Source organism: Pseudomonas alcaligenes (assembly GCF_014490745.1).
In the GTDB taxonomy this organism is placed as follows: domain Bacteria; phylum Pseudomonadota; class Gammaproteobacteria; order Pseudomonadales; family Pseudomonadaceae; genus Aquipseudomonas; species Aquipseudomonas alcaligenes_C.
Map to the genome: position 1 here is coordinate 888,247 of NZ_LZEU01000001.1, position 24,679 is coordinate 912,925.

Annotated in this window: 20 protein-coding genes and 2 tRNA genes; 20 read left to right on the forward strand and 2 right to left on the reverse strand. The window is 63.1% G+C overall.

Annotation, left to right across the window (positions count from 1 at the left end; all coding sequences use genetic code 11):
• Window positions 1-92 precede the first annotated feature (92 nt).
• The 4 genes from grpE (at window position 93) to dapB (ending at window position 4,889) form a co-directional block, all read left to right on the forward strand.
• Entirely contained in the window at window positions 93-662 is a 570-nt protein-coding gene (grpE, locus tag A9179_RS03975) for a nucleotide exchange factor GrpE (RefSeq protein ID WP_187804559.1), read from the forward strand.
• Between the two features lie 114 nt (window positions 663-776).
• Window positions 777-2,693 carry a molecular chaperone DnaK gene (gene dnaK / locus A9179_RS03980; RefSeq protein WP_187804560.1) on the forward strand — a complete coding sequence of 639 codons (1,917 nt, stop codon included), beginning with the start codon at window positions 777-779 and terminating at the stop codon, window positions 2,691-2,693.
• A 112-nt stretch (window positions 2,694-2,805) separates the two neighbouring features.
• On the forward strand, window positions 2,806-3,933 hold the full coding sequence (dnaJ, locus tag A9179_RS03985) for a molecular chaperone DnaJ (RefSeq protein WP_187804561.1): 1,128 nt from the start codon (window positions 2,806-2,808) through the stop codon (window positions 3,931-3,933).
• A gap of 152 nt (window positions 3,934-4,085) precedes the next feature.
• Window positions 4,086-4,889 (forward strand): 4-hydroxy-tetrahydrodipicolinate reductase, encoded by an 804-nt coding sequence (dapB, locus tag A9179_RS03990; RefSeq protein ID WP_187804562.1) that lies wholly within the window; start codon window positions 4,086-4,088, stop codon window positions 4,887-4,889.
• Window positions 4,890-5,010: 121 nt separating this feature from the next.
• Here the strand turns inward: dapB and A9179_RS03995 are convergent, their stop codons facing one another.
• Window positions 5,011-6,423: a DNA cytosine methyltransferase gene (locus tag A9179_RS03995; RefSeq protein ID WP_187804563.1), complete on the reverse strand. Its 1,413-nt coding sequence runs from the start codon at window positions 6,421-6,423 to the stop codon at window positions 5,011-5,013.
• Window positions 6,424-6,721: 298 nt separating this feature from the next.
• Between A9179_RS03995 and carA the strand changes: the two genes are divergently transcribed.
• From carA to A9179_RS04015, 4 genes are read left to right on the forward strand one after another with little or no spacing between them, the layout of a single operon-like run.
• The gene (gene carA, locus A9179_RS04000; RefSeq protein WP_187804564.1) at window positions 6,722-7,858 is read left to right on the forward strand and encodes a glutamine-hydrolyzing carbamoyl-phosphate synthase small subunit; all 1,137 of its coding nucleotides are present in this window, start codon (window positions 6,722-6,724) and stop codon (window positions 7,856-7,858) included.
• A 36-nt stretch (window positions 7,859-7,894) separates the two neighbouring features.
• Entirely contained in the window at window positions 7,895-11,116 is a 3,222-nt protein-coding gene (gene carB, locus A9179_RS04005; protein ID WP_187804565.1) for a carbamoyl-phosphate synthase large subunit, read from the forward strand.
• The gene (gene greA, locus A9179_RS04010; RefSeq protein WP_187804566.1) at window positions 11,113-11,589 is read left to right on the forward strand and encodes a transcription elongation factor GreA; all 477 of its coding nucleotides are present in this window, start codon (window positions 11,113-11,115) and stop codon (window positions 11,587-11,589) included. The genes carB and greA overlap by 4 nt, the downstream gene beginning before the upstream one ends.
• Window positions 11,590-11,599: 10 nt before the next feature.
• Window positions 11,600-12,001 (forward strand): DUF4149 domain-containing protein, encoded by a 402-nt coding sequence (locus tag A9179_RS04015; protein WP_187808494.1) that lies wholly within the window; start codon window positions 11,600-11,602, stop codon window positions 11,999-12,001.
• A gap of 21 nt (window positions 12,002-12,022) precedes the next feature.
• Here the strand turns inward: A9179_RS04015 and yhbY are convergent, their stop codons facing one another.
• The gene (yhbY, locus tag A9179_RS04020) at window positions 12,023-12,334 is read right to left on the reverse strand and encodes a ribosome assembly RNA-binding protein YhbY (RefSeq protein ID WP_187804567.1); all 312 of its coding nucleotides are present in this window, start codon (window positions 12,332-12,334) and stop codon (window positions 12,023-12,025) included.
• A 582-nt stretch (window positions 12,335-12,916) separates the two neighbouring features.
• Here yhbY and ftsH point away from each other — a divergent pair.
• The 12 genes from ftsH to truB all read left to right on the forward strand — a co-directional run bounded on the left by ftsH (window position 12,917) and on the right by truB (window position 24,572).
• The gene (ftsH, locus tag A9179_RS04025; protein WP_187804568.1) at window positions 12,917-14,824 is read left to right on the forward strand and encodes an ATP-dependent zinc metalloprotease FtsH; all 1,908 of its coding nucleotides are present in this window, start codon (window positions 12,917-12,919) and stop codon (window positions 14,822-14,824) included.
• A 9-nt stretch (window positions 14,825-14,833) separates the two neighbouring features.
• The gene (folP, locus tag A9179_RS04030; protein WP_187804569.1) at window positions 14,834-15,685 is read left to right on the forward strand and encodes a dihydropteroate synthase; all 852 of its coding nucleotides are present in this window, start codon (window positions 14,834-14,836) and stop codon (window positions 15,683-15,685) included.
• A 17-nt stretch (window positions 15,686-15,702) separates the two neighbouring features.
• Window positions 15,703-17,040, forward strand: coding sequence for a phosphoglucosamine mutase (gene glmM, locus A9179_RS04035; protein ID WP_187804570.1), 1,338 nt, complete (start codon window positions 15,703-15,705; stop codon window positions 17,038-17,040).
• Window positions 17,041-17,105: 65 nt separating this feature from the next.
• Window positions 17,106-17,861, forward strand: coding sequence for a triose-phosphate isomerase (gene tpiA / locus A9179_RS04040; protein ID WP_187804571.1), 756 nt, complete (start codon window positions 17,106-17,108; stop codon window positions 17,859-17,861).
• A gap of 2 nt (window positions 17,862-17,863) precedes the next feature.
• Window positions 17,864-18,244: a preprotein translocase subunit SecG gene (secG, locus tag A9179_RS04045; RefSeq protein ID WP_187804572.1), complete on the forward strand. Its 381-nt coding sequence runs from the start codon at window positions 17,864-17,866 to the stop codon at window positions 18,242-18,244.
• Window positions 18,245-18,255: 11 nt separating this feature from the next.
• Window positions 18,256-18,341, forward strand: a tRNA-Leu gene (locus A9179_RS04050).
• Window positions 18,342-18,435: 94 nt separating this feature from the next.
• Window positions 18,436-18,512: transfer RNA gene (locus A9179_RS04055), tRNA-Met, on the forward strand.
• A 132-nt stretch (window positions 18,513-18,644) separates the two neighbouring features.
• Complete coding sequence (gene rimP / locus A9179_RS04060; protein ID WP_187808495.1) at window positions 18,645-19,103, forward strand: ribosome maturation factor RimP; 459 nt, start codon at window positions 18,645-18,647, stop codon at window positions 19,101-19,103.
• Between the two features lie 67 nt (window positions 19,104-19,170).
• Window positions 19,171-20,652, forward strand: a complete 1,482-nt coding sequence (gene nusA / locus A9179_RS04065) for a transcription termination factor NusA (protein WP_187804573.1) — start codon at window positions 19,171-19,173, stop codon at window positions 20,650-20,652.
• 26 nt (window positions 20,653-20,678) lie between these two features.
• Complete coding sequence (gene infB / locus A9179_RS04070; protein WP_187804574.1) at window positions 20,679-23,177, forward strand: translation initiation factor IF-2; 2,499 nt, start codon at window positions 20,679-20,681, stop codon at window positions 23,175-23,177.
• 98 nt (window positions 23,178-23,275) lie between these two features.
• Window positions 23,276-23,653 (forward strand): 30S ribosome-binding factor RbfA, encoded by a 378-nt coding sequence (gene rbfA / locus A9179_RS04075; RefSeq protein WP_187804575.1) that lies wholly within the window; start codon window positions 23,276-23,278, stop codon window positions 23,651-23,653.
• Between the two features lies 1 nt (window position 23,654).
• Window positions 23,655-24,572, forward strand: a complete 918-nt coding sequence (gene truB, locus A9179_RS04080; protein ID WP_187804576.1) for a tRNA pseudouridine(55) synthase TruB — start codon at window positions 23,655-23,657, stop codon at window positions 24,570-24,572.
• Window positions 24,573-24,679: the final 107 nt, after the last annotated feature.

Here is a 24,679-nt window from a genome sequence, read left to right on the forward strand (position 1 = left end):
CTGACAATAACCCTTGAAAGCCTGCGGTCAGGCCCCATATAGGCGACAGAAGCGCGGGCCATGACCCGCAGACGTATTGACAGGAGGACCCGATGGCCGACGAACAGACCCTGGACACCCAGATCCCACAGGACGAGCAGACTGCCGAGGCGGTGGCTGGTGAAGACCTGGCGGCGCGCGTGCAAGCGCTCGAAGAGCAGCTGGCGACGGCCCAGGATCAGTCGCTGCGGGTTGCCGCGGATCTGCAGAACGTGCGCCGCCGCGCCGAGCAGGATGTGGAGAAGGCGCACAAGTTCGCCCTGGAAAAATTCGCCAATGACCTGCTGCCGGTAGTCGACAGCCTGGAGCGCGGGCTGGAACTGTCCAACCCCAACGACGAGGCAATCAAGGCCGTGCGCGAAGGCGTCGAGCTGACCCTCAAGCTGTTCCACGACACCCTCAAGCGTTACCAGCTGGAGGCGGTCGACCCGCATGGCGCGCCGTTCAATCCGGAGCACCACCAGGCGATGGCCATGGAAGAGAGCACCCATGTCGAGCCGAACTCCGTGCTCAAGGTGTTCCAGAAGGGCTACCTGCTCAACGGTCGCCTGCTGCGCCCGGCCATGGTGGTGGTGAGCAAGGCGCCGGCCGCCGCGCCGCCCTCGATCGACGAGCAGGCTTGAAATCCTGCGGGCCGGCCCCATCTGTTTAAGCAAGCGAATTAGTAGCTGACGCCGCGAGCCAGCAAGCGCCGCGACGTACTCAAGGTTAAAGACACAGTTTCGGAGAGAGTGAATATGGGCAAGATCATCGGTATCGACCTGGGGACTACCAACTCCTGCGTCGCCATCCTGGAAAACGGTAGCGTCAAGGTCATCGAGAACGCCGAAGGCGCGCGCACCACGCCGTCCATCATCGCCTACGCCAACGATGGCGAGACCCTGGTCGGCCAGTCCGCCAAGCGTCAGGCAGTGACCAACCCGCACAACACCCTGTACGCGGTGAAGCGCCTGATCGGCCGCCGCTTCGAAGAAGAAGTGGTACAGAAAGACATCAAGATGGTGCCGTACAAGATCGCCAAGGCCGACAACGGTGACGCCTGGGTCGAGGTGAAGGGCCAGAAGATGGCACCGCCGCAGATTTCTGCGGAAGTCCTGAAGAAAATGAAGAAAACCGCCGAAGACTACCTCGGCGAGGCCGTAACCGAAGCGGTAATCACCGTTCCTGCGTATTTCAACGACAGCCAGCGCCAGGCCACCAAAGACGCCGGCCGCATCGCTGGTCTGGAAGTCAAGCGCATCATCAACGAGCCGACCGCGGCTGCGCTGGCCTACGGCATGGACAAGGGCAAGGGCGACCACACCGTGATCGTCTATGACCTGGGTGGCGGTACCTTCGACGTATCGGTGATCGAGATCGCCGAAGTCGACGGCGAGCACCAGTTCGAAGTGCTGGCCACCAACGGTGACACCTTCCTCGGTGGTGAGGACTTCGACATCCGTCTGATCGACTACCTCGTCGACGAGTTCAAGAAAGAGTCCGGTATCGACCTGAAAGGCGATCCGCTGGCCATGCAGCGCCTGAAAGAGTCCGCTGAAAAAGCCAAGATCGAACTGTCGTCCGCCCAGCAGACCGACGTCAACCTGCCGTACATCACTGCCGACGCTACCGGTCCGAAGCACCTCAACGTGAAGATTTCCCGCGCCAAGCTGGAAGCTCTGGTTGAAGACCTGGTTGCCCGTACCATCGAGCCGTGCCGTACCGCCCTGAAAGACTCCGGTCTGGACGTTGGCAGCATCGACGAAGTGATCCTGGTCGGCGGCCAGACCCGCATGCCGCTGGTGCAGCAGAAGGTTGCCGAGTTCTTCGGCAAGGAAGCGCGCAAGGACGTCAACCCGGACGAAGCCGTGGCCATCGGTGCTGCCATTCAGGGCGCCGTACTGGCTGGCGACGTCAAGGACGTGCTGCTGCTCGACGTGTCCCCGCTGACCCTGGGTATCGAAACCATGGGTGGCGTGATGACCGCGCTGATCGAGAAGAACACCACCATCCCGACCAAGAAGTCGCAGGTGTTCTCCACCGCCGACGACAACCAGTCCGCCGTGACCATTCACGTGCTGCAGGGTGAGCGCAAGCAGGCCGCGCAGAACAAGTCGCTGGGCAAGTTCGACCTGGCCGAGATTCCGCCGGCTCCACGTGGCGTGCCGCAGATCGAAGTGACCTTCGACATCGACGCCAACGGCATCCTGCACGTCGGCGCCAAAGACAAGGCCACCGGCAAGCAGCAGTCCATCGTGATCAAGGCTAACTCCGGTCTGTCCGAGGAAGAAATCGAGCAGATGGTGCGTGACGCCGAGGCCAACGCCGAGGAAGACCGCAAGTTCGAAGAGCTGGTCACCGCCCGCAACCAGGGCGACGGCCTGGTGCATGCCACCCGCAAGATGATCACCGAGGCGGGCGACAAGGCCACTGCCGAAGAGAAGGCGGCCATCGAGAAAGCCCTGGGCGAGCTGGAAGTTGCCGTGAAGGGCGACGACAAGGCGGCCATCGAGGCGAAGATGAACGCGCTGTCCGAAGTGACCACCCCGCTGGCGCAGAAGATGTACGCCGAGCAGCCCCAGCCGGGCGCTGCCGAGGCAGGTGCCGATGCAGCCCAGGACGCGGCCGACGACGTGGTCGATGCCGAGTTCGAAGAGGTCAAGGACAGCAAGTAAGCCCCGCTTACTAAGGTGCCAGCCGACCCTTGGTGGTCGGCGATTCTCCACGCGGGGGCTTGCTCCCGCGTTGGCGTGTCTGGAGCCTGTGAATCAGAGGTGTTAAGGATTTATGGCCAAACGTGATTTTTACGAAGTGCTCGGTGTCGAGCGCGGCGCCAGCGAGGCGGATCTGAAGAAGGCCTATCGCCGTCTGGCGATGAAGTACCATCCCGACCGCAACCCGGACGACAAGGCCGCGGAAGAGAAATTCAAGGAGGCCAACGAGGCCTACGAAGTACTCTCCGATGCCAGCAAGCGCTCGGCCTATGACCAGTACGGGCATGCCGGGGTCGATCCGCAGATGGGTGGCGGCGGTGCCGGCGGCTTTGGCGGCGCCAACTTCTCCGACATCTTCGGCGATGTGTTCAGCGACTTCTTCGGTGGCGGCCGTGGCGGCTCGCGTGGTGGCGCCCAGCGTGGCAGCGACCTGCGCTACACCCTGGAACTGGATCTGGAAGAGGCGGTGCGCGGCACCACCGTGACCATCCGCGTGCCGACCCTGGTCAACTGCAAGACCTGCGATGGTTCCGGGGCCAAGAAGGGCACCAGCCCGGTGACCTGTACCACCTGCGGCGGCATCGGTCAGGTGCGCATGCAGCAGGGCTTCTTCTCGGTGCAGCAGACCTGCCCGCGTTGCCATGGCAACGGCAAGATGATCACCGACCCCTGTGGCAGCTGCCACGGCCAGGGGCGCGTGGAAGAGAGCAAGACCCTGTCGGTCAAGGTGCCGGCTGGCGTCGATACCGGTGACCGCATCCGCCTGTCCGGCGAAGGCGAAGCCGGCAGCCTGGGTGGTCCGGCGGGTGACCTGTACGTAGTGGTCAACGTGCGCGAGCACGCAATCTTCCAGCGTGATGGCAAGCACCTGTACTGTGAAGTGCCGATCAGCTTCGCCGACGCGGCGCTGGGCGGCGAGCTGGAAGTGCCGACCCTGGATGGCCGGGTCAAACTGAAGATTCCGGAAGGCACCCAGACCGGCAAGCTGTTCCGCCTGCGTGGCAAGGGCGTGGCTCCGGTGCGTGGTGGCGGTGCTGGCGACCTGCTGTGCAAGGTGGCGGTGGAAACCCCGGTCAACCTGGACAAGCGTCAGCGCGAGCTGCTGGAAGAGTTCCGCAAGTCGCTGGAAGGCGACAGCTCCCATTCGCCCAAGGCCAGCGGCTGGTTCGATGGCGTGAAGCGCTTCTTCGGCGATATCTAAGAGCTGCCCGCGATCTGCTGCGCGTCGGCCAGGCGTCGTTAAAAACAGGCTCGGAATGCTCATTTACTACTTGTAAACTCCGCTTCCTCGCCTGTTTTTGCCTAGCCTGGCTCTAGCTCGCGAGATCGTAAGCAAGCTCTAAGGAACAGGTTATGCGACGTATTGCAGTGATGGGCGCCGCCGGGCGCATGGGCAAGATCCTCATCGAGGCGGTCGGCCAGGCCGATGGCGCCCAACTGAGCGCGGCGATCGATCGTCCGGACAGCAGCCTGATCGGCGCCGACGCTGGCGAGCTGGCAGCGCTGGGCAAGATCGGTGTGACCCTGGCGGGTGACCTGAATGCGGTGCTCGATCAGTTCGATGTGCTGATCGACTTCACCCACCCCTCGGTAACCCTGAAGAACCTGGAAATCTGCCGCCAGGCCGGCAAGGCCATGGTCATTGGCACCACCGGTTTCTCGCCGGAGGAGAAGCTGCTGCTGAGCGAGGCGGCCAAGCAGATTCCGATCGTCTTCGCGGCCAACTACAGCGTCGGCGTCAATCTCTGCCTGAAGCTGCTGGACACCGCCGCCCGTGTGCTGGGCGACGATGTCGATATCGAGATCGTCGAGGCCCACCACCGCCACAAGGTCGACGCGCCGTCCGGTACTGCCCTGCGCATGGGCGAAGTGGTGGCCAATGCCCTGGGGCGCGACCTGCAGAAGGTGGCGGTGTATGGCCGTGAAGGCCAGACCGGCGCCCGCGAGCGCGAGACCATCGGCTTCGCCACCGTGCGTGCCGGCGACGTGGTGGGCGACCACACCGTGCTGTTCGCCGCCGATGGCGAGCGCGTGGAGATCACCCACAAGGCTTCCAGTCGCATGACCTTCGCCCGCGGCGCGGTACGTGCGGCGCTCTGGCTGCAGAGCCAGCCGGCCGGCCTGTACGACATGCAGGATGTGCTGGGGCTGAACTGACCCGCTGGCTGGCCCCGCCAGGGGCTGGCTTGCCTGGTGGTGCAGGGCGTCATCGTCTGGGGTCGTCTAATTTGCCTCGATTCCGCCCAGGACTGACAGGCGCGCCGGCGCCTGAGTGGCCTCAGGCGGGTTCGGGGTGGGGCAGGGCCTTGGCGGTCTGTTGCCTGAACTGCTGTAGCCATTCGTCGTGGGCGGTGGCCTGGTAGCGCGAGAAGCGGAAGTCGCGGGGCGGCTGCTTGGCCTTGTCCTGCAGCAGGTCGCGCACCAGGCGCCCCACTGCATAGCCCAGACTCACTGGTACGGCATTGCCGACCTGCTTGTACTGCTCGATCAGCGGGCCGGCCAGTTGCCAGTCGTCCGGGAATTCCTGCAAGCGTTTGTATTCCTGGATCGACAGCGGTCGCTCGGCTTGCGGGTGGGCCAGGTCGGTGGCCGGCATGGCCGGGTGGGTCACCAGGGTCGGGGCCGGTTTGTCCCAGCTCAGGCGGCGCAGGAAACCGGTCTTGCCGCCGCCGGCGAAGTAGGACTTGCCCAGGGCTTCTCGCTGCAGTTCCGGGGTCAGGCTGCGCCAGTTCTGCCCGGGGCCGAGCAGGCGGTAGTACTTCAGGCGCTTTTCCGGGAAGTTCAGGTGGTCATGGCGCTCCAGGCCCTGTACCGCCTCGCGGAAGGTGCGCCAGCGCGGCAGGCCGTGCTCGCCGTTTTCCGCGTGGGTCGGGGTGAGGAAGGGCGCCTGCACGCCGTCGCGCGAGCAGATGATGATCACCCGCTCGCGGATCTGCGGGGTGCCGAAGTTGGCCGCGCTGTACAGGTTGAAGCTGCAGGTGTAGCCGGCCAGCTGCAGCTTGCTGAGCACGAAGTTAAGGGCGCCGCCCTTCATCTCGTCCTGCGACAGGTCGGGGAATTCCGGCCCGCGCTGGTCGTGCGGACGATGATCCATGGGGCACGACAGCAGGCCGCGGACGTTCTCGATGACGATCAGGCGCGGACGAATGGTCAGCGCCAGGTCGATGTACTTGAGGAAGGCGTTGCCGCGGTCGTCGTTGAACGCCTTGCGCTTGCCGGCGGTGCTGAAGGCCTGGCAGGGTGGGCCGCCGACTATCAGGTCGACTTCGCTGGCACTGACCTGGGCAGCCTGCAGCACCTGTTCGGCGCTGTAGTCGTTGATGTCGCCGAGCAGGGCGGTGTCCGGGCGGTTGAGGGTGATGGTCTGCCGGCAGTACTTGTTGAACTCGCAGGTCAGGCGGATATCGAAACCAGCCTTTTCCAGGTCGAGGTCGAGGCCCATGGCGCCCGAGAAGAAGCTCAGGGCGATCGGCTTGCCTGCCTGGCGGTCGGGCGCCGGGTGGGCAGGGTGATCCATTGCAATCATGTGGGCGGTTCTGAGTCCGTAGCTGGTCACGCTGTCGGGGTCGATGACCCAGCTGTTGCCGATCTTCTCGGCCTGTAGTTCCTGGTTGCGGCAGAGGGTGCGCACATGCTGTGCGCTGATGCCGAGCAGGCTGGCGGCTTCGCTGATACTTAGATAGGTACGCATTGCTGCTTTCCTTGGCGAAACCTGTGGGAGGTACCCATTCTAAGTGGCAAGGGGGGCTGTCAATCTGTCGCAGGGCCAGGGGTGGCGGTGGCTGGCGCTTGAAATGGAAGGGATTTCGTCGTTTTTGCCGGCATTCGGCTTTCGATTTTGGGGCTTTTCCTGTAAGCTTTCCGCTTTAGTGTGTCCACTAAAAGTTGCGCAGAATGAATCAGATAAAGAAGCGGGGTGACGGTCAATACGTCATCCCGCTTTTTTACAACCTGCGTTTGTGCAAGTTCCAGATCTAAGGGAGGTCTTCTTGACTAAGCCAGCCATACTCGCCCTAGCCGACGGTAGCATTTTCCGCGGCGACGCCATCGGGGCCGACGGCCATACCATCGGCGAGGTCGTGTTCAACACGGCCATGACCGGCTATCAGGAAATCCTCACCGATCCTTCCTATGCCCAGCAGATAGTCACGCTGACCTATCCGCACATCGGCAACACCGGTACCACCCCGGAAGACGCCGAGTCCAACCGCGTCTGGGCTGCCGGCCTGATCATTCGCGACCTGCCGCTGCTGTCCTCCAGCTGGCGCGACAAGCAGTCGCTGCCGGAGTATCTGAAGGCCAACGGCACCGTTGCCATCGCCGGCATCGACACCCGTCGCCTGACCCGCATCCTGCGCGAGAAGGGTTCGCAGAACGGCTGCATCCTGGTTGGCGACGACGCCACCGAGGAAAAAGCCCTGGAGCTGGCGCGCAGCTTCCCCGGCCTGAAAGGCATGGATCTGGCCAAGGTGGTCAGCGCCACCGAGCGCTACGAGTGGCGCGAGAGCGTGTGGGAGCTGAAGAGCGACAGCCACCCGCAGATCGCCGCCAGCGAGCTGCCCTACCACGTGGTCGCCTACGACTACGGGGTCAAGCTGAACATCCTGCGCATGCTGGTCGCCCGCGGCTGCCGCCTGACTGTGGTGCCGGCGCAGACTCCGGCCAGCGAAGTGCTGGCGCTGAACCCGGACGGCGTGTTCCTCTCCAACGGCCCAGGCGACCCCGAGCCGTGCGACTACGCTATCGCCGCGATCAAGCAGATCCTCGAGACCGAGATTCCGCTGTTCGGCATCTGCCTCGGCCACCAGCTGCTGGCCCTGGCCTCCGGCGCCAAGACCGTGAAGATGGGCACCGGTCACCACGGCGCCAACCACCCGGTACAGGATCTCGACAGCGGCGTGGTGATGATCACCAGCCAGAACCACGGTTTCGCCGTGGACGAGCCGAGCCTGCCGGCCAACCTGCGCGCCACCCACAAGTCGCTGTTCGACGGCACCCTGCAGGGCATCGAACGCACCGACAAGGTGGCCTTCAGCTTCCAGGGCCACCCGGAAGCCAGCCCGGGCCCGCACGACGTCGCCCCGCTGTTCGACCGCTTCATCGAAGCCATGGCCAAGCGCCGCTAAGCCACGCCGACTGACCCAAGGATTCGAGTAAGAACCATGCCAAAACGTACAGACATCAAAAGCATCCTGATCCTCGGCGCCGGCCCCATCGTCATCGGCCAGGCCTGCGAGTTCGACTACTCCGGCGCTCAGGCGTGCAAGGCCCTGAAGGAAGAAGGCTTCCGCGTCATCCTGGTGAACTCCAACCCGGCCACCATCATGACCGACCCGGCCATGGCTGACGCCACCTACATCGAGCCGATCAAGTGGGCCACCGTGGCCAAGATCATCGAGAAGGAGCGCCCGGACGCCCTGCTGCCGACCATGGGCGGCCAGACCGCGCTGAACTGCGCCCTGGATCTGGAAAAGCACGGCATCCTGGAAAAATTCGGCGTCGAGATGATCGGCGCCAACGCCGACACCATCGACAAGGCCGAAGACCGTTCGCGCTTCGACAAGGCGATGAAAGACATCGGCCTGGCCTGCCCGGTTTCCGGCATCGCCCACAACATGGAAGAAGCCTACGGCGTGCTGGAGAAGGTCGGCTTCCCCTGCATCATCCGTCCGTCCTTCACCATGGGTGGCACCGGCGGCGGCATCGCCTACAACCGTGAAGAGTTCGAAGAGATCTGCGCCCGCGGCCTGGATCTGTCGCCGACCAGCGAGCTGCTGATCGACGAATCGCTGATCGGCTGGAAGGAATACGAGATGGAGGTAGTCCGCGACAAGAAGGACAACTGCATCATCGTCTGCTCCATCGAGAACTTCGACCCGATGGGCGTGCACACCGGCGACTCGATCACCGTGGCTCCGGCGCAGACCCTGACCGACAAGGAATACCAGATCATGCGCAACGCCTCGCTGGCGGTGCTGCGCGAGATCGGCGTGGAAACCGGCGGCTCCAACGTGCAGTTCGGCATCTGCCCGAACACCGGCCGCATGGTGGTGATCGAGATGAACCCGCGCGTGTCGCGTTCCTCGGCCCTGGCTTCCAAGGCCACTGGTTTCCCGATCGCGAAGATCGCCGCCAAGCTGGCTGTCGGCTACACCCTCGACGAGCTGCAGAACGACATCACCGGCGGTCGCACCCCGGCTTCGTTCGAGCCGGCCATCGACTACGTCGTGACCAAGATCCCGCGTTTCGCCTTCGAGAAGTTCCCGAAAGCCGACGCCCGCCTGACCACCCAGATGAAGTCCGTTGGTGAAGTCATGGCCATCGGCCGCACCTTCCAGGAGTCCGTGCAGAAAGCCCTGCGCGGCCTGGAAGTCGGCGTTGCCGGCTTCGACGAGAAGCTCGACCTGAACGACCCGGAAGCCGAGAGCACCCTGCGCCGCGAGCTGACCGTGCCGAGTGCCGACCGCATCTGGTACGTGGCCGATGCCTTCCGCGCCGGCAAGACCATCGCCGAAGTGTTCGAGCTGACCCGCATCGACGAGTGGTTCCTGGTGCAGATCGAGGATCTGGTCAAGGATGAGGAGAAGGTCAAGACCCTCGGCCTGTCCTCCATCGATTTTGATCTGATGTTCAAGCTCAAGCGCAAGGGCTTCTCCGATGCGCGCCTAGCCAAGCTGCTCGGCGTTTCCGAGAAGAGCCTGCGCGCCCACCGCCACAAGCTGAAAGTGCTGCCGGTGTACAAGCGCGTCGACACCTGCGCCGCCGAATTCGCTACCGACACCGCCTACATGTACTCGACCTACGAGGAAGAGTGCGAGGCCGCGCCGTCGAGCCGCGAGAAGATCATGATCCTCGGCGGCGGCCCCAACCGCATCGGCCAGGGTATCGAGTTCGACTACTGCTGCGTGCACGCGGCGCTGGCCATGCGTGAAGACGGTTACGAGACCATCATGGTCAACTGCAACCCGGAAACCGTCTCCACCGACTACGACACCTCCGACCGCCTGTACTTCGAGCCGGTAACCCTGGAAGACGTGCTGGAAATCGTCCGCGTCGAGCAGCCGAAGGGCGTGATCGTGCAGTACGGTGGCCAGACCCCGCTGAAGATCTGCCGCGCCCTGGAAGAGGCCGGTGTACCGATCATCGGTACCAGCCCTGAAGCCATCGACCGCGCCGAAGACCGCGAGCGCTTCCAGCAGATGGTGCAGCGCCTTGGCCTGCGCCAGCCGGCCAACGCCACTGCGCGCAGCGAAGACGAGGCCCTGGCCCTGTCCAAGGGCATCGGCTACCCGATGGTGGTGCGTCCGTCCTACGTACTGGGCGGCCGCGCGATGGAGATCGTCTACCAGGAAGAAGAACTCAAGCGCTATATGCGTGAGGCCGTCAAAGTCTCCAACGACAGCCCGGTGCTGCTCGATCGCTTCCTCAACTGCGCCATCGAGGTGGACGTGGATGCGGTGTGCGACGGCGAGACCGTGGTGATCGGCGCGATCATGCAGCACATCGAACAGGCCGGCGTGCACTCCGGTGACTCCGCTTGCTCGCTGCCGCCGTACTCGCTGCCCAAGCACATCCAGGACGAGATCCGCGAGCAGGTCAAGAAAATGGCCCTGGAGCTCGGCGTGGTTGGTCTGATGAACGTGCAGATGGCCGTGCAGGGCGAGGACATCTACGTCATCGAAGTGAACCCGCGCGCCTCGCGTACCGTGCCGTTCGTCTCCAAGTGCGTCGGCGAGTCGCTGGCCAAGGTGGCGGCCCGGGTCATGGCTGGCAAGAGCCTGGCCGAGGTGGGCTACACCAAGGAAATCATCCCGCCGTTCTTCAGCGTCAAGGAAGCGGTGTTCCCGTTCGCCAAGTTCCCGGGCGTCGACCCGATCCTCGGCCCGGAAATGAAGTCTACCGGTGAAGTGATGGGTGTCGGCGACAGCTTCGGCGAGGCCTTCGCCAAGGCTCAGGTCGGTGCCAGTGAGATCCTGCCGAACTCCGGCTGCGCTTTCATCAGCGTGCGCGAGGACGACAAGCCGGAAGCGGTGCAGGTCGCCCGTGACCTGGTGGCGCTGGGCTTCGAGGTGGTCGCTACCGCCGGTACCGCCAAGGTGATCGAGGCTGCCGGCCTGCCGGTACGCCGGGTGAACAAGGTGACCGAAGGCCGCCCACACGTGGTCGACATGATCAAGAATGACGAGGTCACCCTGATCATCAACACCACCGAAGGTCGTCAGTCCATCGCTGACTCCTACTCCATCCGTCGTAACGCTCTGCAGCACAAGATCTACTGCACCACCACCATCGCGGCGGGGCAGGCGGTCTGCGAGGCGCTCAAGTTCGGTCCCGAGAAGACCGTGCGCCGGCTGCAGGATCTGCATGCAGGAATCAAGGCATGAATAAATACCCCATGACCGTCCAGGGCGCGCGCGCCCTGGAAGAAGAGCTGACGCACCTGACCAAGGTGGTGCGTCCCAAGCTCAGCCAGGACATCGGTGAAGCGCGCGAGCTTGGCGATCTCAAGGAGAACGCCGAGTATCACGCCGCCCGCGAGCAGCAGGGCATGGTCGAGGCGCGTATCCGTGATATCGAGGGTCGTCTGCAGAATGCGGTGATCATCGATGTCACCACCATTGCCCATACCGGCAAAGTGATCTTCGGCACCACCGTCGAGATCGCCAACTGCGAGACCGATGAGAGCGTGACCTACCAGATCGTTGGTGAGGACGAAGCCGACATCAAGCAGGGCAAGCTGTCGGTCAGCTCGCCCATCGCTCGCGCCCTGGTCGGCAAGGACGAGGGTGATGTGGTCGCGGTGAAAACGCCGAGCGGTCTGGTCGAGTACGAGATTGTCGAAGTCCGCCATCTTTAAGGCGCAGCCGCTGCGCGCCGGCGCCATGGCCTGGCAGCTGGCCCAGACCTTCTGGGTCGGCGGCCTGTGGCTGCTGTACTTCGTCATGCGCCCGGCGCTGGGCGAGATGGGCCTGGCGCCGCTGCTGGTGCAAACCATCCACGCCACCCTGAGCCCGCTGCTGATCGGTTTCGCGACCTTCTGTGCGTTGCTGCAGGCGGTGCTGCTGGTGCAGGCCGAGGGCGTGCGCAGCCTGTGGCGCGACCTGCGCGGTCAGCTGCTGCTGGTCGTGCTGGGCATGGGCCTGGTGTTCTTTCTGGTGCGCCAATGGCAGCCGGGGGCGGAGCGCTGGCTGATGTTCAACTACATGGTGGTGGCGCTATGCGGGCTGCTGCTGGTGCTGCAGCCCCTGCCGGGAGCGGGCCGCCGCTGAGGCAGCCCGGCGCCGGCGCTATCAGGCCTGATAGCGGTGGATGTTGGAGAGGTTCTTGTTGGGCTTGGGGTTCTTGCGGTAGACCAGAGCCATCTTGCCGATGACCTGTACCAGCTCGCAGCGGCCGACTGCGGCCAGTTCGTCGATCAGGGCGCGGCGGTCATCGCGCTCGGTCAGACGGAACTGCACCTTGATCAGCTCGTGATCGTTCAGCGCCCGCTCCAGCTCGGCCAGCACGCCTTCGGTCAGGCCGTTCTCGGCGACGATCAGAACCGGCTTCAGGTGGTGGCCGATGGATTTGAAGTGTTTCTTCTGCTCGTTGGTAAGCGCCATGATCTGCCTCTGCGACTGGGAAACCGCCGGAAACGCAACGCGTTAGCGGCTGGGTGCCGGCTGGAAAGCCGCCTGATGCAGATTCCCACCTATATCACCTGGCCTGGCTTCGCTGCCGAAAGCCCGGACGATTTCTGAAGTGTAAAAACGGCGTAGTGTACCCGAGCATGCTCGGCTGCGCCCAGCTAATCACGGCTTGCTGGCCGTGGGCGAAGCGTAGCTGGCGGTGGCGGGGTGAGTGTTCGGTGCCTCGCGAGCTGGTTGCCGTGGGCTGGGGCGTTGCATGCCGGCCTTGTGATTTCCGATATGGCCCCCATATGAGGGGAGTGAGGCTTGCCGATCAGGCGCTGGTCATGTTTCTGTGTTGGGCAATACCTGCTCGCATGGGGCTTGGGCGAGGCCTAGACTGGAACCGCAGTAGCTGCCGTCGGTCAGATGCCCCGCGCGCAGGCTCATAAAGGGTTACAGACGATGCCTGCCAGGTGCGGGCTTGTGTAGTAAGTTAGGCGGGTATATCTCAAGCCGTTATGCGAAGCGCGTTTCAGGACGGGGCTCGCTTCAGAGGGTAGCTAATTGAACGACATGGCAAAGAACCTGATCCTGTGGCTGATCATCGCGGCTGTACTGGTCACCGTGATGAACAACTTCTCCAGCCCGAGCGAGTCCGGCAAGCTGAACTATTCCGAGTTCATCCAGCAGGTACAGCAGGGCAAGGTCAAGCAGGTGACCGTGGATGGCTACATCATCAGCGGTAGCAACCTCGACGGCACCAAGTTCGAAACGGTGCGCCCGGCCATCGAAGACCGCGGGTTGATCAAGGATCTGATCGACAACAACGTCGAGATCGTCGGCAAGCAGCCAGAGCGCCAGAGCATCTGGACCCAGTTGCTGGTGGCCAGCTTCCCGATCCTGGTGATCATCGCCGTGTTCATGTTCTTCATGCGCCAGATGCAGGGCGGCGGCGGTGGCCGCGGCGGCCCGATGAGCTTCGGCAAGTCCAAGGCGCGTCTGCTCTCCGAAGATCAGGTCAAGACTACCCTGGCTGACGTCGCCGGTTGCGACGAGGCCAAGGAGGAGGTCGGCGAGCTGGTCGAGTTCCTCCGCGATCCGGGCAAGTTCCAGCGCCTCGGCGGTCGCATTCCGCGTGGCGTGCTGATGGTCGGCCCGCCCGGTACCGGTAAGACCCTGCTGGCCAAGGCGATTGCCGGCGAGGCCAAGGTGCCGTTCTTCACTATTTCCGGCTCCGACTTCGTCGAGATGTTCGTCGGTGTCGGCGCCTCCCGCGTGCGCGACATGTTCGAGCAGGCCAAGAAGCATGCGCCGTGCATCATTTTTATCGACGAGATCGACGCCGTCGGTCGCCATCGTGGCGCCGGCCTGGGGGGCGGTCACGACGAGCGCGAGCAGACCCTCAACCAGCTGCTGGTGGAGATGGATGGCTTCGAGATGAACGACGGCATCATCGTCATTGCCGCCACCAACCGTCCGGATGTGCTGGATCCGGCGCTGCTGCGTCCGGGCCGCTTCGACCGCCAGGTGGTGGTCGGTCTGCCGGATATCCGTGGTCGCGAGCAGATTCTCAAGGTGCACATGCGCAAGGTGCCGGTTGGTGACAACGTCGAACCGGCGGTGATTGCCCGCGGCACGCCGGGCTTCTCCGGTGCCGACCTGGCCAACCTGGTCAACGAGGCCTCGCTGTTCGCTGCTCGCGCCAGCAAGCGCCTGGTGGAAATGAAGGAATTCGAGCTGGCCAAGGACAAGATCATGATGGGCGCCGAGCGCAAATCGATGGTCATGTCCGAGAAGGAGAAGCTCAACACCGCTTACCACGAGGCGGGTCACGCCATCGTCGGGCGCCTGGTGCCCGAGCACGACCCGGTCTACAAGGTGTCGATCATTCCGCGCGGCCGCGCCCTGGGCGTGACCATGTTCCTCCCGGAAGAGGATCGCTACAGCCTGTCCAAGCGCGCCCTGGTCAGCCAGATCTGCTCGCTGTTCGGTGGGCGGATTGCTGAGGAAATGACCCTGGGCTTCGATGGTGTTACCACCGGCGCATCCAACGACATCATGCGGGCCACTCGTCTGGCGCGGAACATGGTGACCAAGTGGGGCCTGTCCGAGAAGCTTGGGCCGCTGATGTATGCCGAAGAAGAGGGTGAAGTGTTCCTCGGTCGCAGTGCCGGCAGCCAGCACGCCAATGTATCCGGTGAGACGGCCAAGCTGATCGACGACGAGGTGCGCAGCCTGATCGATGGCTGCTATGCCACCGCCAAGCGCCTGCTGGAAGAAAACCGCGACAAGCTGGATGCCATGGCTGATGCGCTGATGAAGTACGAAACCATCGATGCCGATCAGATCGACGACATCATGGCTGGGCGTACTCCGCGCGAGCCGCGTGACTGGCATGATGGTTCCGGCACGCCGAACGCGCCCAAGGAAGAAGTGCAGCGTCCGCAAACGCCGATCGGCGGCCCGGCTGGCGAGCATTAAGGTCGGCGCATGAGTTTTCCGCAGTACCCGACCCGGCTGGCATGTGGCAGCCGGGTTCTCGATCTGGCCCGTCCGCATGTGATGGGTATCCTCAACGTCACCCCTGACTCCTTTTCCGACGGCGGCCGTTTCGCGGCTCGCGATGCGGCTCTGCGGCATGCGGCCGAGATGGTCGCGGCAGGTGCCACTCTGATCGATGTCGGTGGCGAGTCCACGCGCCCTGGGGCGCGTCCCGTTTCTCCGGTGGAAGAGCTGGAGCGGGTGGCGCCGGCCGTGGAGGCGATTGCGGCCGAGCTGGATGTGGTGATTTCCCTGGATACCTCGACGCCTGCGGTGATGCGCGAAGGCGCACGGCTGGGTGCTGGGCTGATCAATGATGTTCGCAGCCTGCGCCGCGAAGGTGCCTTGCAGGCGGCAGCCGATACCGGCTTGCCGGTTTGTCTTATGCACATGCTGGGTGAGCCCGGCACCATGCAGCAGGATCCGCATTACCATGACGTAGTTGCCGAGGTGGCTGCGTTCCTGCGCGAACGCATGGCGGCCTGTGTGGCGGCCGGGATCGCCGGCGAGCGCGTGCTACTCGACCCAGGCTTCGGCTTTGCCAAGACCCTGGCGCACAACCTGAGCCTGTTCAAGCACCTGGAGGCCCTGCATGAGCTCGGGCGTCCGCTGCTGGTAGGGGTGTCGCGCAAGAGCATGATCGGGCAAGTGCTGCAGCGTGAAGTGAATGAGCGCCTGTATGGCGGCCTGGCCCTGGCGGCCGTGGCGGTGGCCAAGGGTGCGCGTATCCTGCGGGTGCATGATGTGGCGCAAACCGTCGATGCGGTGCGCATGATTGCCGCCGTGGAAGCCGCAGAATAAGAAGGTCTGGAGTCTCTATGAGCAGAAAATATTTCGGTACCGATGGTATCCGTGGCCATGTTGGCCAGTTCCCGATTACCCCGGACTTCATTCTCAAGCTGGGCTGGGCGGCCGGTATGGCCTTCCGCAAGCAGGGCAAGTGCCGCATCCTGATTGGCAAGGACACGCGCATCTCCGGTTATATGTTCGAATCGGCCTTGGAGGCCGGGCTGGTGGCTGCCGGTGCGGATGTGATGCTGCTCGGCCCCATGCCTACGCCGGCTATCGCCTACCTGACTCGCACCTTCCAGGCGGAGGCGGGCATCGTCATCAGTGCTTCGCACAACCCGCACTACGACAATGGCTTCAAGTTCTTCTCCGGCAAAGGCACCAAGCTACCGGACGAGGTCGAGCTGATGATCGAGGAACTGCTCGATCAGCCGATGACCGTGGTCGACTCGGCGCAGCTGGGCAAGGTTTCGCGGATCAATGATGCGGCCGGGCGCTACATCGAGTTCTGCAAGAGCAGCGTGCCGAGCAGCACCAGTTTTGCCGGCCTCAAGCTGGTGATCGATTGCGCTCACGGCGCCACCTACAAGGTGGCGCCCAGTGTGTTTCGCGAGCTGGGGGCGCAGGTCTCGGTGCTGGGGGTCCAGCCGAACGGCTTGAACATCAACGAGAATTGCGGCTCGACCCATGTCGACGCGCTGCAGGCTGAGGTGCTGGCCCAGCATGCCGACATCGGCATCGCCTTCGATGGCGACGGCGATCGCGTGCTGATGATCGATCACACCGGTGCGGTGGTCGATGGCGATGAGCTGCTGTACATCATCGCCCGTGACCTGCAGGCGCGCGGCAAGCTGCAGGGTGGCGTGGTGGGTACGCTGATGAGCAATCTCGGCCTGGAGCTGGGGCTCGCCGAGCTGGGCATTCCCTTCACTCGTGCCAAGGTGGGCGACCGCTATGTCATGGCTGAATTGCTTGAGCGCGACTGGCAGCTAGGTGGAGAAAACTCCGGGCACTTGGTGTGCTGCCAGCACACCACCACTGGCGATGCGATCATCGCTTCGCTGCAGGTGCTGATGGCGCTCAAGCGCAGCGAGCAGACTCTGGCCGAGGCGCGTCAGGTCTTGCGCAAGTGTCCGCAGGTGCTGATCAATGTGCGTTTTGCTGGTGGTGTCGATCCGGTCGAGCATCCGGCGGTTAAGGATGCCTGCGCGCGGGTCACCGAGCGCATGGCGGGGCGCGGTCGCGTGCTGCTGCGCAAGTCCGGTACCGAGCCGCTGGTGCGCGTGATGGTCGAGGGCGATGACGAAAATCAGGTGCGTGGCTATGCCGAAGAGCTGGCCAAAGTGGTCACCGAAGTCTGTGCCTGAATCGGCTTGCCAGTGCATAAGCTCTTGGGTAACATCTGCGCCCACTTTGATCGACGAGGTCTGGCATGCGTCGCCCCCTGGTAGCTGGTAACTGGAAAATGCACGGTACCCGCGCCAGCGTCGCAGAGCTGATCAAGGGACTTCGTCATCTGGCTCTGCCGGCCGGTGTCGATGTGGCGGTTATGCCGCCATGCCTGTACATCAATCAGGTGATCATGGGGCTGGATGGCAAGTCGATTGCCGTCGGTGCCCAGAATTGCGCGGTTGAGCCGATGCAGGGTGCCCTGACGGGCGAGGTTGCTCCCAGTCAATTGGCTGATGCCGGCTGTACGCTGGTGCTGGTCGGGCATTCGGAGCGTCGCCTGATTCTCGGTGAGCGTGACGATCTGCTCAGTCGCAAGTTTGCTGCGGCGCAATCCTGTGGTCTGGTGCCGGTGCTGTGTGTCGGCGAGACGCTGGAGCAGCGTCAGGCAGGCAAGACGCTCGAGGTGGTTGCTGCTCAGTTGGGTAGCGTGATCGAAGAGTTGGGTGTAGGGGCTTTCGCGCAGGCGGTAGTGGCTTATGAGCCGGTCTGGGCCATTGGTACCGGGCTGACGGCGACGCCGCAAGAAGCGCAGGAAGTTCATGCTGCCATTCGTGCGCAGCTGGCGGCAGAGAATGCCGAGGTCGCGCGCGGTGTGAGGATTTTGTACGGCGGCAGCGTCAAGGCTGCCAATGCTGTCGAATTGTTCGGTATGCCGGACATCGATGGGGGGCTCATTGGTGGGGCCTCTCTGAATGCGGATGAGTTTGGCGCGATTTGCCGCGCAGCAGGAAACTGAGAATGCTGGAAACAGTCGTAGTTGTTGTCCATCTGCTGGGGGCTCTGGGCGTAGTTGCTCTGGTTCTGCTGCAGCAGGGTAAGGGTGCTGATGCGGGTGCTTCCTTCGGTGCCGGTGCTTCGGCAACCGTGTTTGGCAGCCAAGGTTCTGCTACCTTTCTGAGTCGCTTTACTGCTATACTCGCCGCAGCTTTTTTCATTACCAGCTTGGGTTTAGCGTTCTTTGCTAAAGAAAAAGCTGATAATATAAGCCAAGCAGGTTTGCCGGATCCGGCGGCGCTTGAAGTGCAACAGAATAAGCCGGCAAGCGATGTGCCGGTGCTCGAAGAGCAAAAGTCGGATGTTGAAAAATCCGACGTACCTCAAGCTCCAGAGCAGAAGTAACACCCGTTTTTGCCGAGGTGGTGGAATTGGTAGACACGCTACCTTGAGGTGGTAGTGGCCATAGGCTGTAGGGGTTCGAGTCCCCTCCTCGGTACCATACAAGGCAAGACCCGCTTAGTGCGGGTCTTGCCGTTTTGGCGGTTCGGTTGACCCTCCGGGGTAACGACCGTATACTCTTCGCCCAGCTTTGACGCGGGGTGGAGCAGTCTGGTAGCTCGTCGGGCTCATAACCCGAAGGTCGTTGGTTCAAATCCAGCCCCCGCAACCAGTAGTAGATAAGCCCCTTTTCAGGGGCTTTTTGTTAGCTTGACAGTCTGCTGCCGACCATTGTGGTCAGGTGGCTCGATGGATGGGCGTTTCGCCCATTTTTTATTTCTACGGCATGCGCGGAGGGCTTCGGGTGTCGAGCAAGCTAGAACAGTTGCAGGACCTGCTGGCTCCGGTGGTCGAGTCGCTTGGCTACCAATGCTGGGGGGTCGAGTTCATCTCCCAGGGCCGGCATTCCTTGCTGCGTATTTATATCGATCATGCCAACGGCATCCTGGTGGAGGACTGCGAAAAAGTCAGCCGCCAGATCAGTGGCGTGCTGGATGTCGAAGATCCGATCGCCAGCGAATACACCCTCGAGGTGTCCTCTCCTGGCATGGATCGGCCGCTGTTCACCCTTGAACAGTTCACCAAGCATGTGGGTGAGCAGGTGAAGATCAAACTGCGTTCTCCCTTCGAGGGGCGACGCAATTTCCAGGGCCTTCTCCGCGGTGTGGAGGAGCAGGACGTGGTGGTGCTGGTGGATGACCACGAATTCCTGTTGCCGATCGACATGATCGACAAGGCCAACGTTATTCCACGGTTTGACTGAGACGCGGATCCCGCGAGAGCTGTGCGGATGCGCAGGATCCAATGGATTGCGAAAGACGAGGCGTACGATGAGTAAAGAAGTACTGCTGGTTGTAGAGTCGGTATCCAACGAAAAAGGCGTACCGGCCAGTGTGATTTTCGAGGCGCTGGAGCTGGCTCTGGCGACTGCGACCAAGAAGCGTTTTGACGACGAGGTCGAGCTGCGTGTGGAGATCAATCGCCACACCGGTAACTACGAGACCTTCCGCTGCTGGGCCGTGGTCGAGGAAGACGACCAGGAAAACCCGGCGGCTCAGCTGACCGTTGAAGAGGCCCAGGCTCAGCAGCCAGGCGCCAAGGTTGGCGACATTATCGAAGAGAAAGTCGAGTCCATCGAGTTCGGCCGCATCGCCGCGCAGACCGCCAAGCAAGTCATCGTGCAGAAAGTGCGCGAGGCCGAGCGTGCCCAGGTGGTCGATGCTTACCGTGAACGCGTTGGCGAGATCATCTCCGGTACCGTGAAGAAAGTGACCCGCGACAGCGTAATCGTCGACCTGGGTAACAACGCCGAAGCGCTGCTGGCCCGCGAAGATATCATCCCGCGCGAGACTTTCCGCGTCGGCGCACGTCTGCGTGCCCTGCTCAAGGAAATCCGCACCGAGAACCGCGGCCCGCAGCTGATCCTGTCGCGTACCGCGCCACAGATGCTGATCGAACTGTTCACCATCGAAGTGCCGGAAATCGCCGAGGGTCTGATCGAAGTGATGGCCGCCTCCCGTGACCCGGGTTCGCGCGCCAAGATCGCCGTGCGCTCCAAGGACAAGCGCATCGACCCGCAGGGTGCCTGCATCGGCATGCGCGGTTCGCGCGTCCAGGCCGTCTCCGGCGAACTGGGTGGCGAGCGTGTCGACATCGTGCTGTGGGACGAGAATGTTGCCCAGTTCGTGATCAACGCCATGGCCCCGGCCGAAGTGGCGGCGATCATCGTCGACGAAGATGCCCACGCCATGGACATCGCCGTTGGTGAAGACAACCTGGCCCAGGCCATCGGTCGTGGCGGCCAGAACGTGCGCCTGGCCAGTCAGCTGACCGGTTGGACGCTGAACGTGATGACCGAAGCAGACATCCAGGCCAAGCAGCAGGCCGAGACCGGCGACATCCTGCAGAACTTCATCGACGAGCTGGAAGTCGACGAAGAACTGGCCCAGGTGCTGGTCGAAGAAGGCTTCACCAGCCTGGAAGAGATCGCCTACGTACCGATGGAAGAGATGCTCAGCATCGACGGTTTCGACGAGGACATCGTCAACGAGCTGCGTGCTCGTGCCAAAGACCGCCTGCTGACCAAAGCCATCGCCAACGAAGAGAAGCTGGCAGATGCCCAGCCTGCCGAGGACCTGGTGTCCCTGGAAGGCATGGACAAGGATCTGGCGCAAGAACTGGCGGTCCGCGGCGTAATCACCCGCGAAGACCTGGCCGAGCAGTCGATCGACGACCTGCTCGACATCAACGGCATCGACGAAGAGCGTGCCGGCAAGCTGATCATGGCCGCCCGAGCCCATTGGTTCGAGTAAGTTTTACGGCCTGAGGAGAGAAGTGCATGACGCAAGTCACGGTGAAAGAACTGGCCCAAGTGGTCGACACACCGGTAGAGCGCCTGCTGCAGCAGATGCGTGAGGCAGGTCTGCCGCACACCAGTGCCGAGCAAGTTGTGACCGATAACGAGAAGCAAGCCCTGCTTGCCCATCTCAAGAGCAGTCACGGCGAGAAACTGGAAGAACCGCGCAAAATCACCTTGCAGCGCAAAACCACCACCACCCTGAAGGTTGCTGGTAGCAAGACCATCAGCGTGGAAGTGCGCAAGAAGAAAACCTACGTCAAGCGCAGCCCTGACGAGATCGAAGCCGAGAAGCGGCGCGAGCTGGAAGAGCAGCGTGCCGCCGAAGAGGCTGCCCGTCTGAAGGCCGAGGAAGAAGCGCGTCTGCGTGCCGAGCAGGATGCCCGCAAGCAGCAGGAGGCGGTTGCCGCCCCTGCCGAGGCGGTCGCCCAGGCACCGGTTGCTGCGGTTGTGGCCGACGCTGTTGCAGTCGATCCGGCTGCTGCCGAGCGCAAGAAGGAAGAGCCGCGCCGTCCGGAAAAGACCACTCGTACCGACGACGACGAGCGCCGCGATCGCAAGCATGCCCAGCATCGCCCGTCGCTCAAGGAAAAGGAAAAGGCTCCGGCCCCGCGCGTTGCCCCCCGCAGCACCGACGAGGAAACCGATGGTTTCCGTCGTGGTGGTCGTGGCAAGGCCAAGCTGAAAAAGCGTAACCAGCACGGGTTCCAGAGCCCGACAGGACCCGTAGTGCGCGAAGTATCGATTGGCGAAACCATCACCGTTGCCGACCTGGCCGCGCAGATGTCGGTCAAAGGCGCTGAAGTCGTCAAGTTCATGTTCAAACTGGGCACTCCGGTGACCATCAACCAGGTGCTGGATCAGGAAACTGCCCAGCTGATCGCCGAAGAGCTGGGCCACAAGGTCAAGCTGGTCAGCGAGAATGCCCTGGAAGACCAGCTGGCCGAATCGCTGAAGTTCGAAGGTGAGGCGTTCTCCCGTGCGCCGGTGGTGACCGTAATGGGTCACGTCGACCACGGTAAGACCTCGCTGCTCGACTATATCCGTCGTGCCAAGGTGGCTGCTGGCGAGGCCGGTGGTATCACCCAGCACATCGGTGCCTACCACGTGGAAACCGACCGCGGCATGGTCACCTTCCTCGATACCCCGGGCCACGCCGCGTTCACCGCGATGCGTGCCCGTGGTGCCAAGGCCACCGACATTGTCATCCTGGTGGTGGCGGCGGACGACGGCGTGATGCCGCAGACCCAGGAAGCCGTGCAGCATGCGAAAGCCGCTGGCGTGCCGATCGTGGTCGCGATCAACAAGATGGACAAGCCGGATGCCAACCCGGACAACATCAAGAACGGCCTGGCCGCGCTGGATGTGATTCCGGAAGAGTGGGGCGGCGACGCACCCTTCGTGGGGGTTTCGGCCAAGGCCGGTACTGGCGTCGACGAGCTGCTGGAAGCCGTGCTGCTGCAGGCCGAAGTACTCGAACTGAAAGCCACTCCGTCGGCCCCGGGGCGTGGTGTGGTGGTCGAGTCGCGCCTGGACAAGGGCCGCGGCCCGGTGGCCACCGTGCTGGTACAGGACGGTACCCTGCGTCAGGGCGACATGGTTCTGTGCGGCGTCAACTATGGCCGCGTACGCGCCATGCTTGACGAGAACGGCAAGGCGATCAAGGAAGCCGGCCCGTCGATTCCGGTCGAGATCCTCGGTCTGGATGGCACGCCGGATGCCGGTGATGACCTGACCGTGGTTGCCGACGAGAAGAAGGCCCGTGAAGTGGCCCTGTTCCGTCAAGGCAAGTTCCGCGAAGTCAAACTGGCTCGCGCGCATGCCGGCAAGCTGGAAAACATCTTCGAGAACATGGGCCAGGAAGAGAAGAAGACGCTCAACATCGTCCTCAAATCCGACGTTCGTGGCTCGCTGGAAGCGCTGCAGGGTTCGCTCAGCGGCCTCGGCAACGACGAAGTGCAAGTGCGTGTGGTCGGTGGCGGCGTCGGTGGTATCACCGAATCCGATGCCAACCTGGCACTGGCCTCCAACGCGGTGCTGTTCGGCTTCAACGTGCGTGCCGACGCCGGTGCGCGCAAGATCGTCGAGGCCGAAGGCCTGGACATGCGTTACTACAACGTGATCTACGACATCATCGAAGACGTCAAGAAAGCCCTGACCGGCATGCTCGGCAGCGATGTCCGCGAGAACATCCTGGGCGTCGCCGAAGTACGTGACGTGTTCCGCTCGCCGAAGTTTGGCGCAGTGGCTGGCTGTATGGTCATCGAGGGTGTCGTGTACCGTAACCGTCCGATCCGCGTACTGCGCGAAGACGTGGTGATCTTCGAAGGCGAACTGGAATCCCTGCGCCGCTTCAAGGACGACATGTCCGAAGTGCGGAACGGCATGGAGTGCGGTATCGCGGTGAAGAGCTACAACGACGTCAAGGTCGGCGACAAGATCGAAGTATTCGAGAAGGTCCAGGTGGCTCGTACGCTGTAAGCGCGAGCTGCAACACGCAACGCCCGGCCCCGCATAGCGCGGCCGGGCGTTTGCCGCTTTTGAGTCCGCTGGCGCAGCCGGCGGGCGAGGTAAGAGAAATGGCAAAAATTTACAGCCGTACCCAGCGTATCGGCGACCAGATCCAGCGCGAGCTGGCGCAGATGATTCCGCGCGAGGTCAAGGATCCGCGCCTGGGCTTCGTCACCGTCACCGCCGTGGATGTCAGCCGCGACGTCGGTCACGCCAAGATCTACATCACCGTGATGGGCGAGAACGACGCCGAGAAGATCAAGCAGAACGTGCGTGTGCTCAACGATGCCGCCGGCTACCTGCGCATGTTGCTGGGCAAGGCGATGAAGCTGCGCAGCGTGCCGCAGCTGCATTTCCACTATGACGAAAGCATCTCCCGTGGTGTGCACCTGTCGGCTCTGATCGAGCGTGCCGTCACCGAAGACAGCAAGCACCAGGACGACTGACGTGGCGCAGGTGAAACGTATCCGCCGTAACGTCAGCGGCATCATCCTGCTCGACAAGCCGCACGGCTTCAGCTCCAACGCCGCCCTGCAGAAGGTGCGCTGGCTGCTCAATGCCGAAAAGGCCGGGCATACCGGCAGCCTCGACCCGCTGGCTACCGGCGTGCTGCCGCTGTGCTTCGGCGAGGCGACCAAGTTCTCCCAGTACCTGCTGGATGCCGACAAGGGTTACGAGACCCTGGCCCAGCTGGGTGTCACCACCAGCACCGGCGATGCCGAAGGCGAGGTTCTCGAGCGTCGCCAGGTGACCGTCGGTCGGGATGACGTGGAAGCACTGCTGCCGCGATTCCGCGGTGAAATCAAGCAGATACCGCCGATGTACTCGGCCCTGAAGAAGGACGGGCAGCCGCTCTACAAGCTGGCGCGTGCCGGCGAAGTAGTGGAGCGCGAGGCGCGTTCTGTTACTATTGCGCGCCTGGAAATGCTGGCCCTGGAACAGGATCAGCTGCGCTTGAGCGTCGCCTGCAGCAAGGGTACCTATATTCGTACCCTGGTCGAGGATCTCGGTCAGCTGCTTGGCTGTGGCGCCCATGTCGCCGAGCTGCGACGCACCCAGGCCGGCCCGTTCTCGCTGGCCCAGACGGTCACCCTGGACGAGCTGGAAAAGGCCTATGCCGAAGGCGGCAACGAAGCGCTGGACCGCTTCCTGCACCCGTCGGACAGTGGCCTGGAACACTGGCCGCTGCTGCAGTTCAGCGAGCACAGCGCCTACTACTGGCTGCATGGTCAGCCGGTACGCGCACCGGAAGCGCCGAAGTTCGGCATGGTACGGGTACAGGATCACAATGGTCGCTTCATCGGAATCGGTGAAGTGAGCGAAGACGGGCGCATTGCGCCGCGTCGACTGATTCGGTCGGAATGACCGGAGCGAGTCGTTGCACGCAACGGCTTGTTATGAGGGTGGCTGTCAGCAGGCACGGTCATACCTCTTTTTAAAACACGGGATTCGTTCCCGGCCTGTTCACTCTA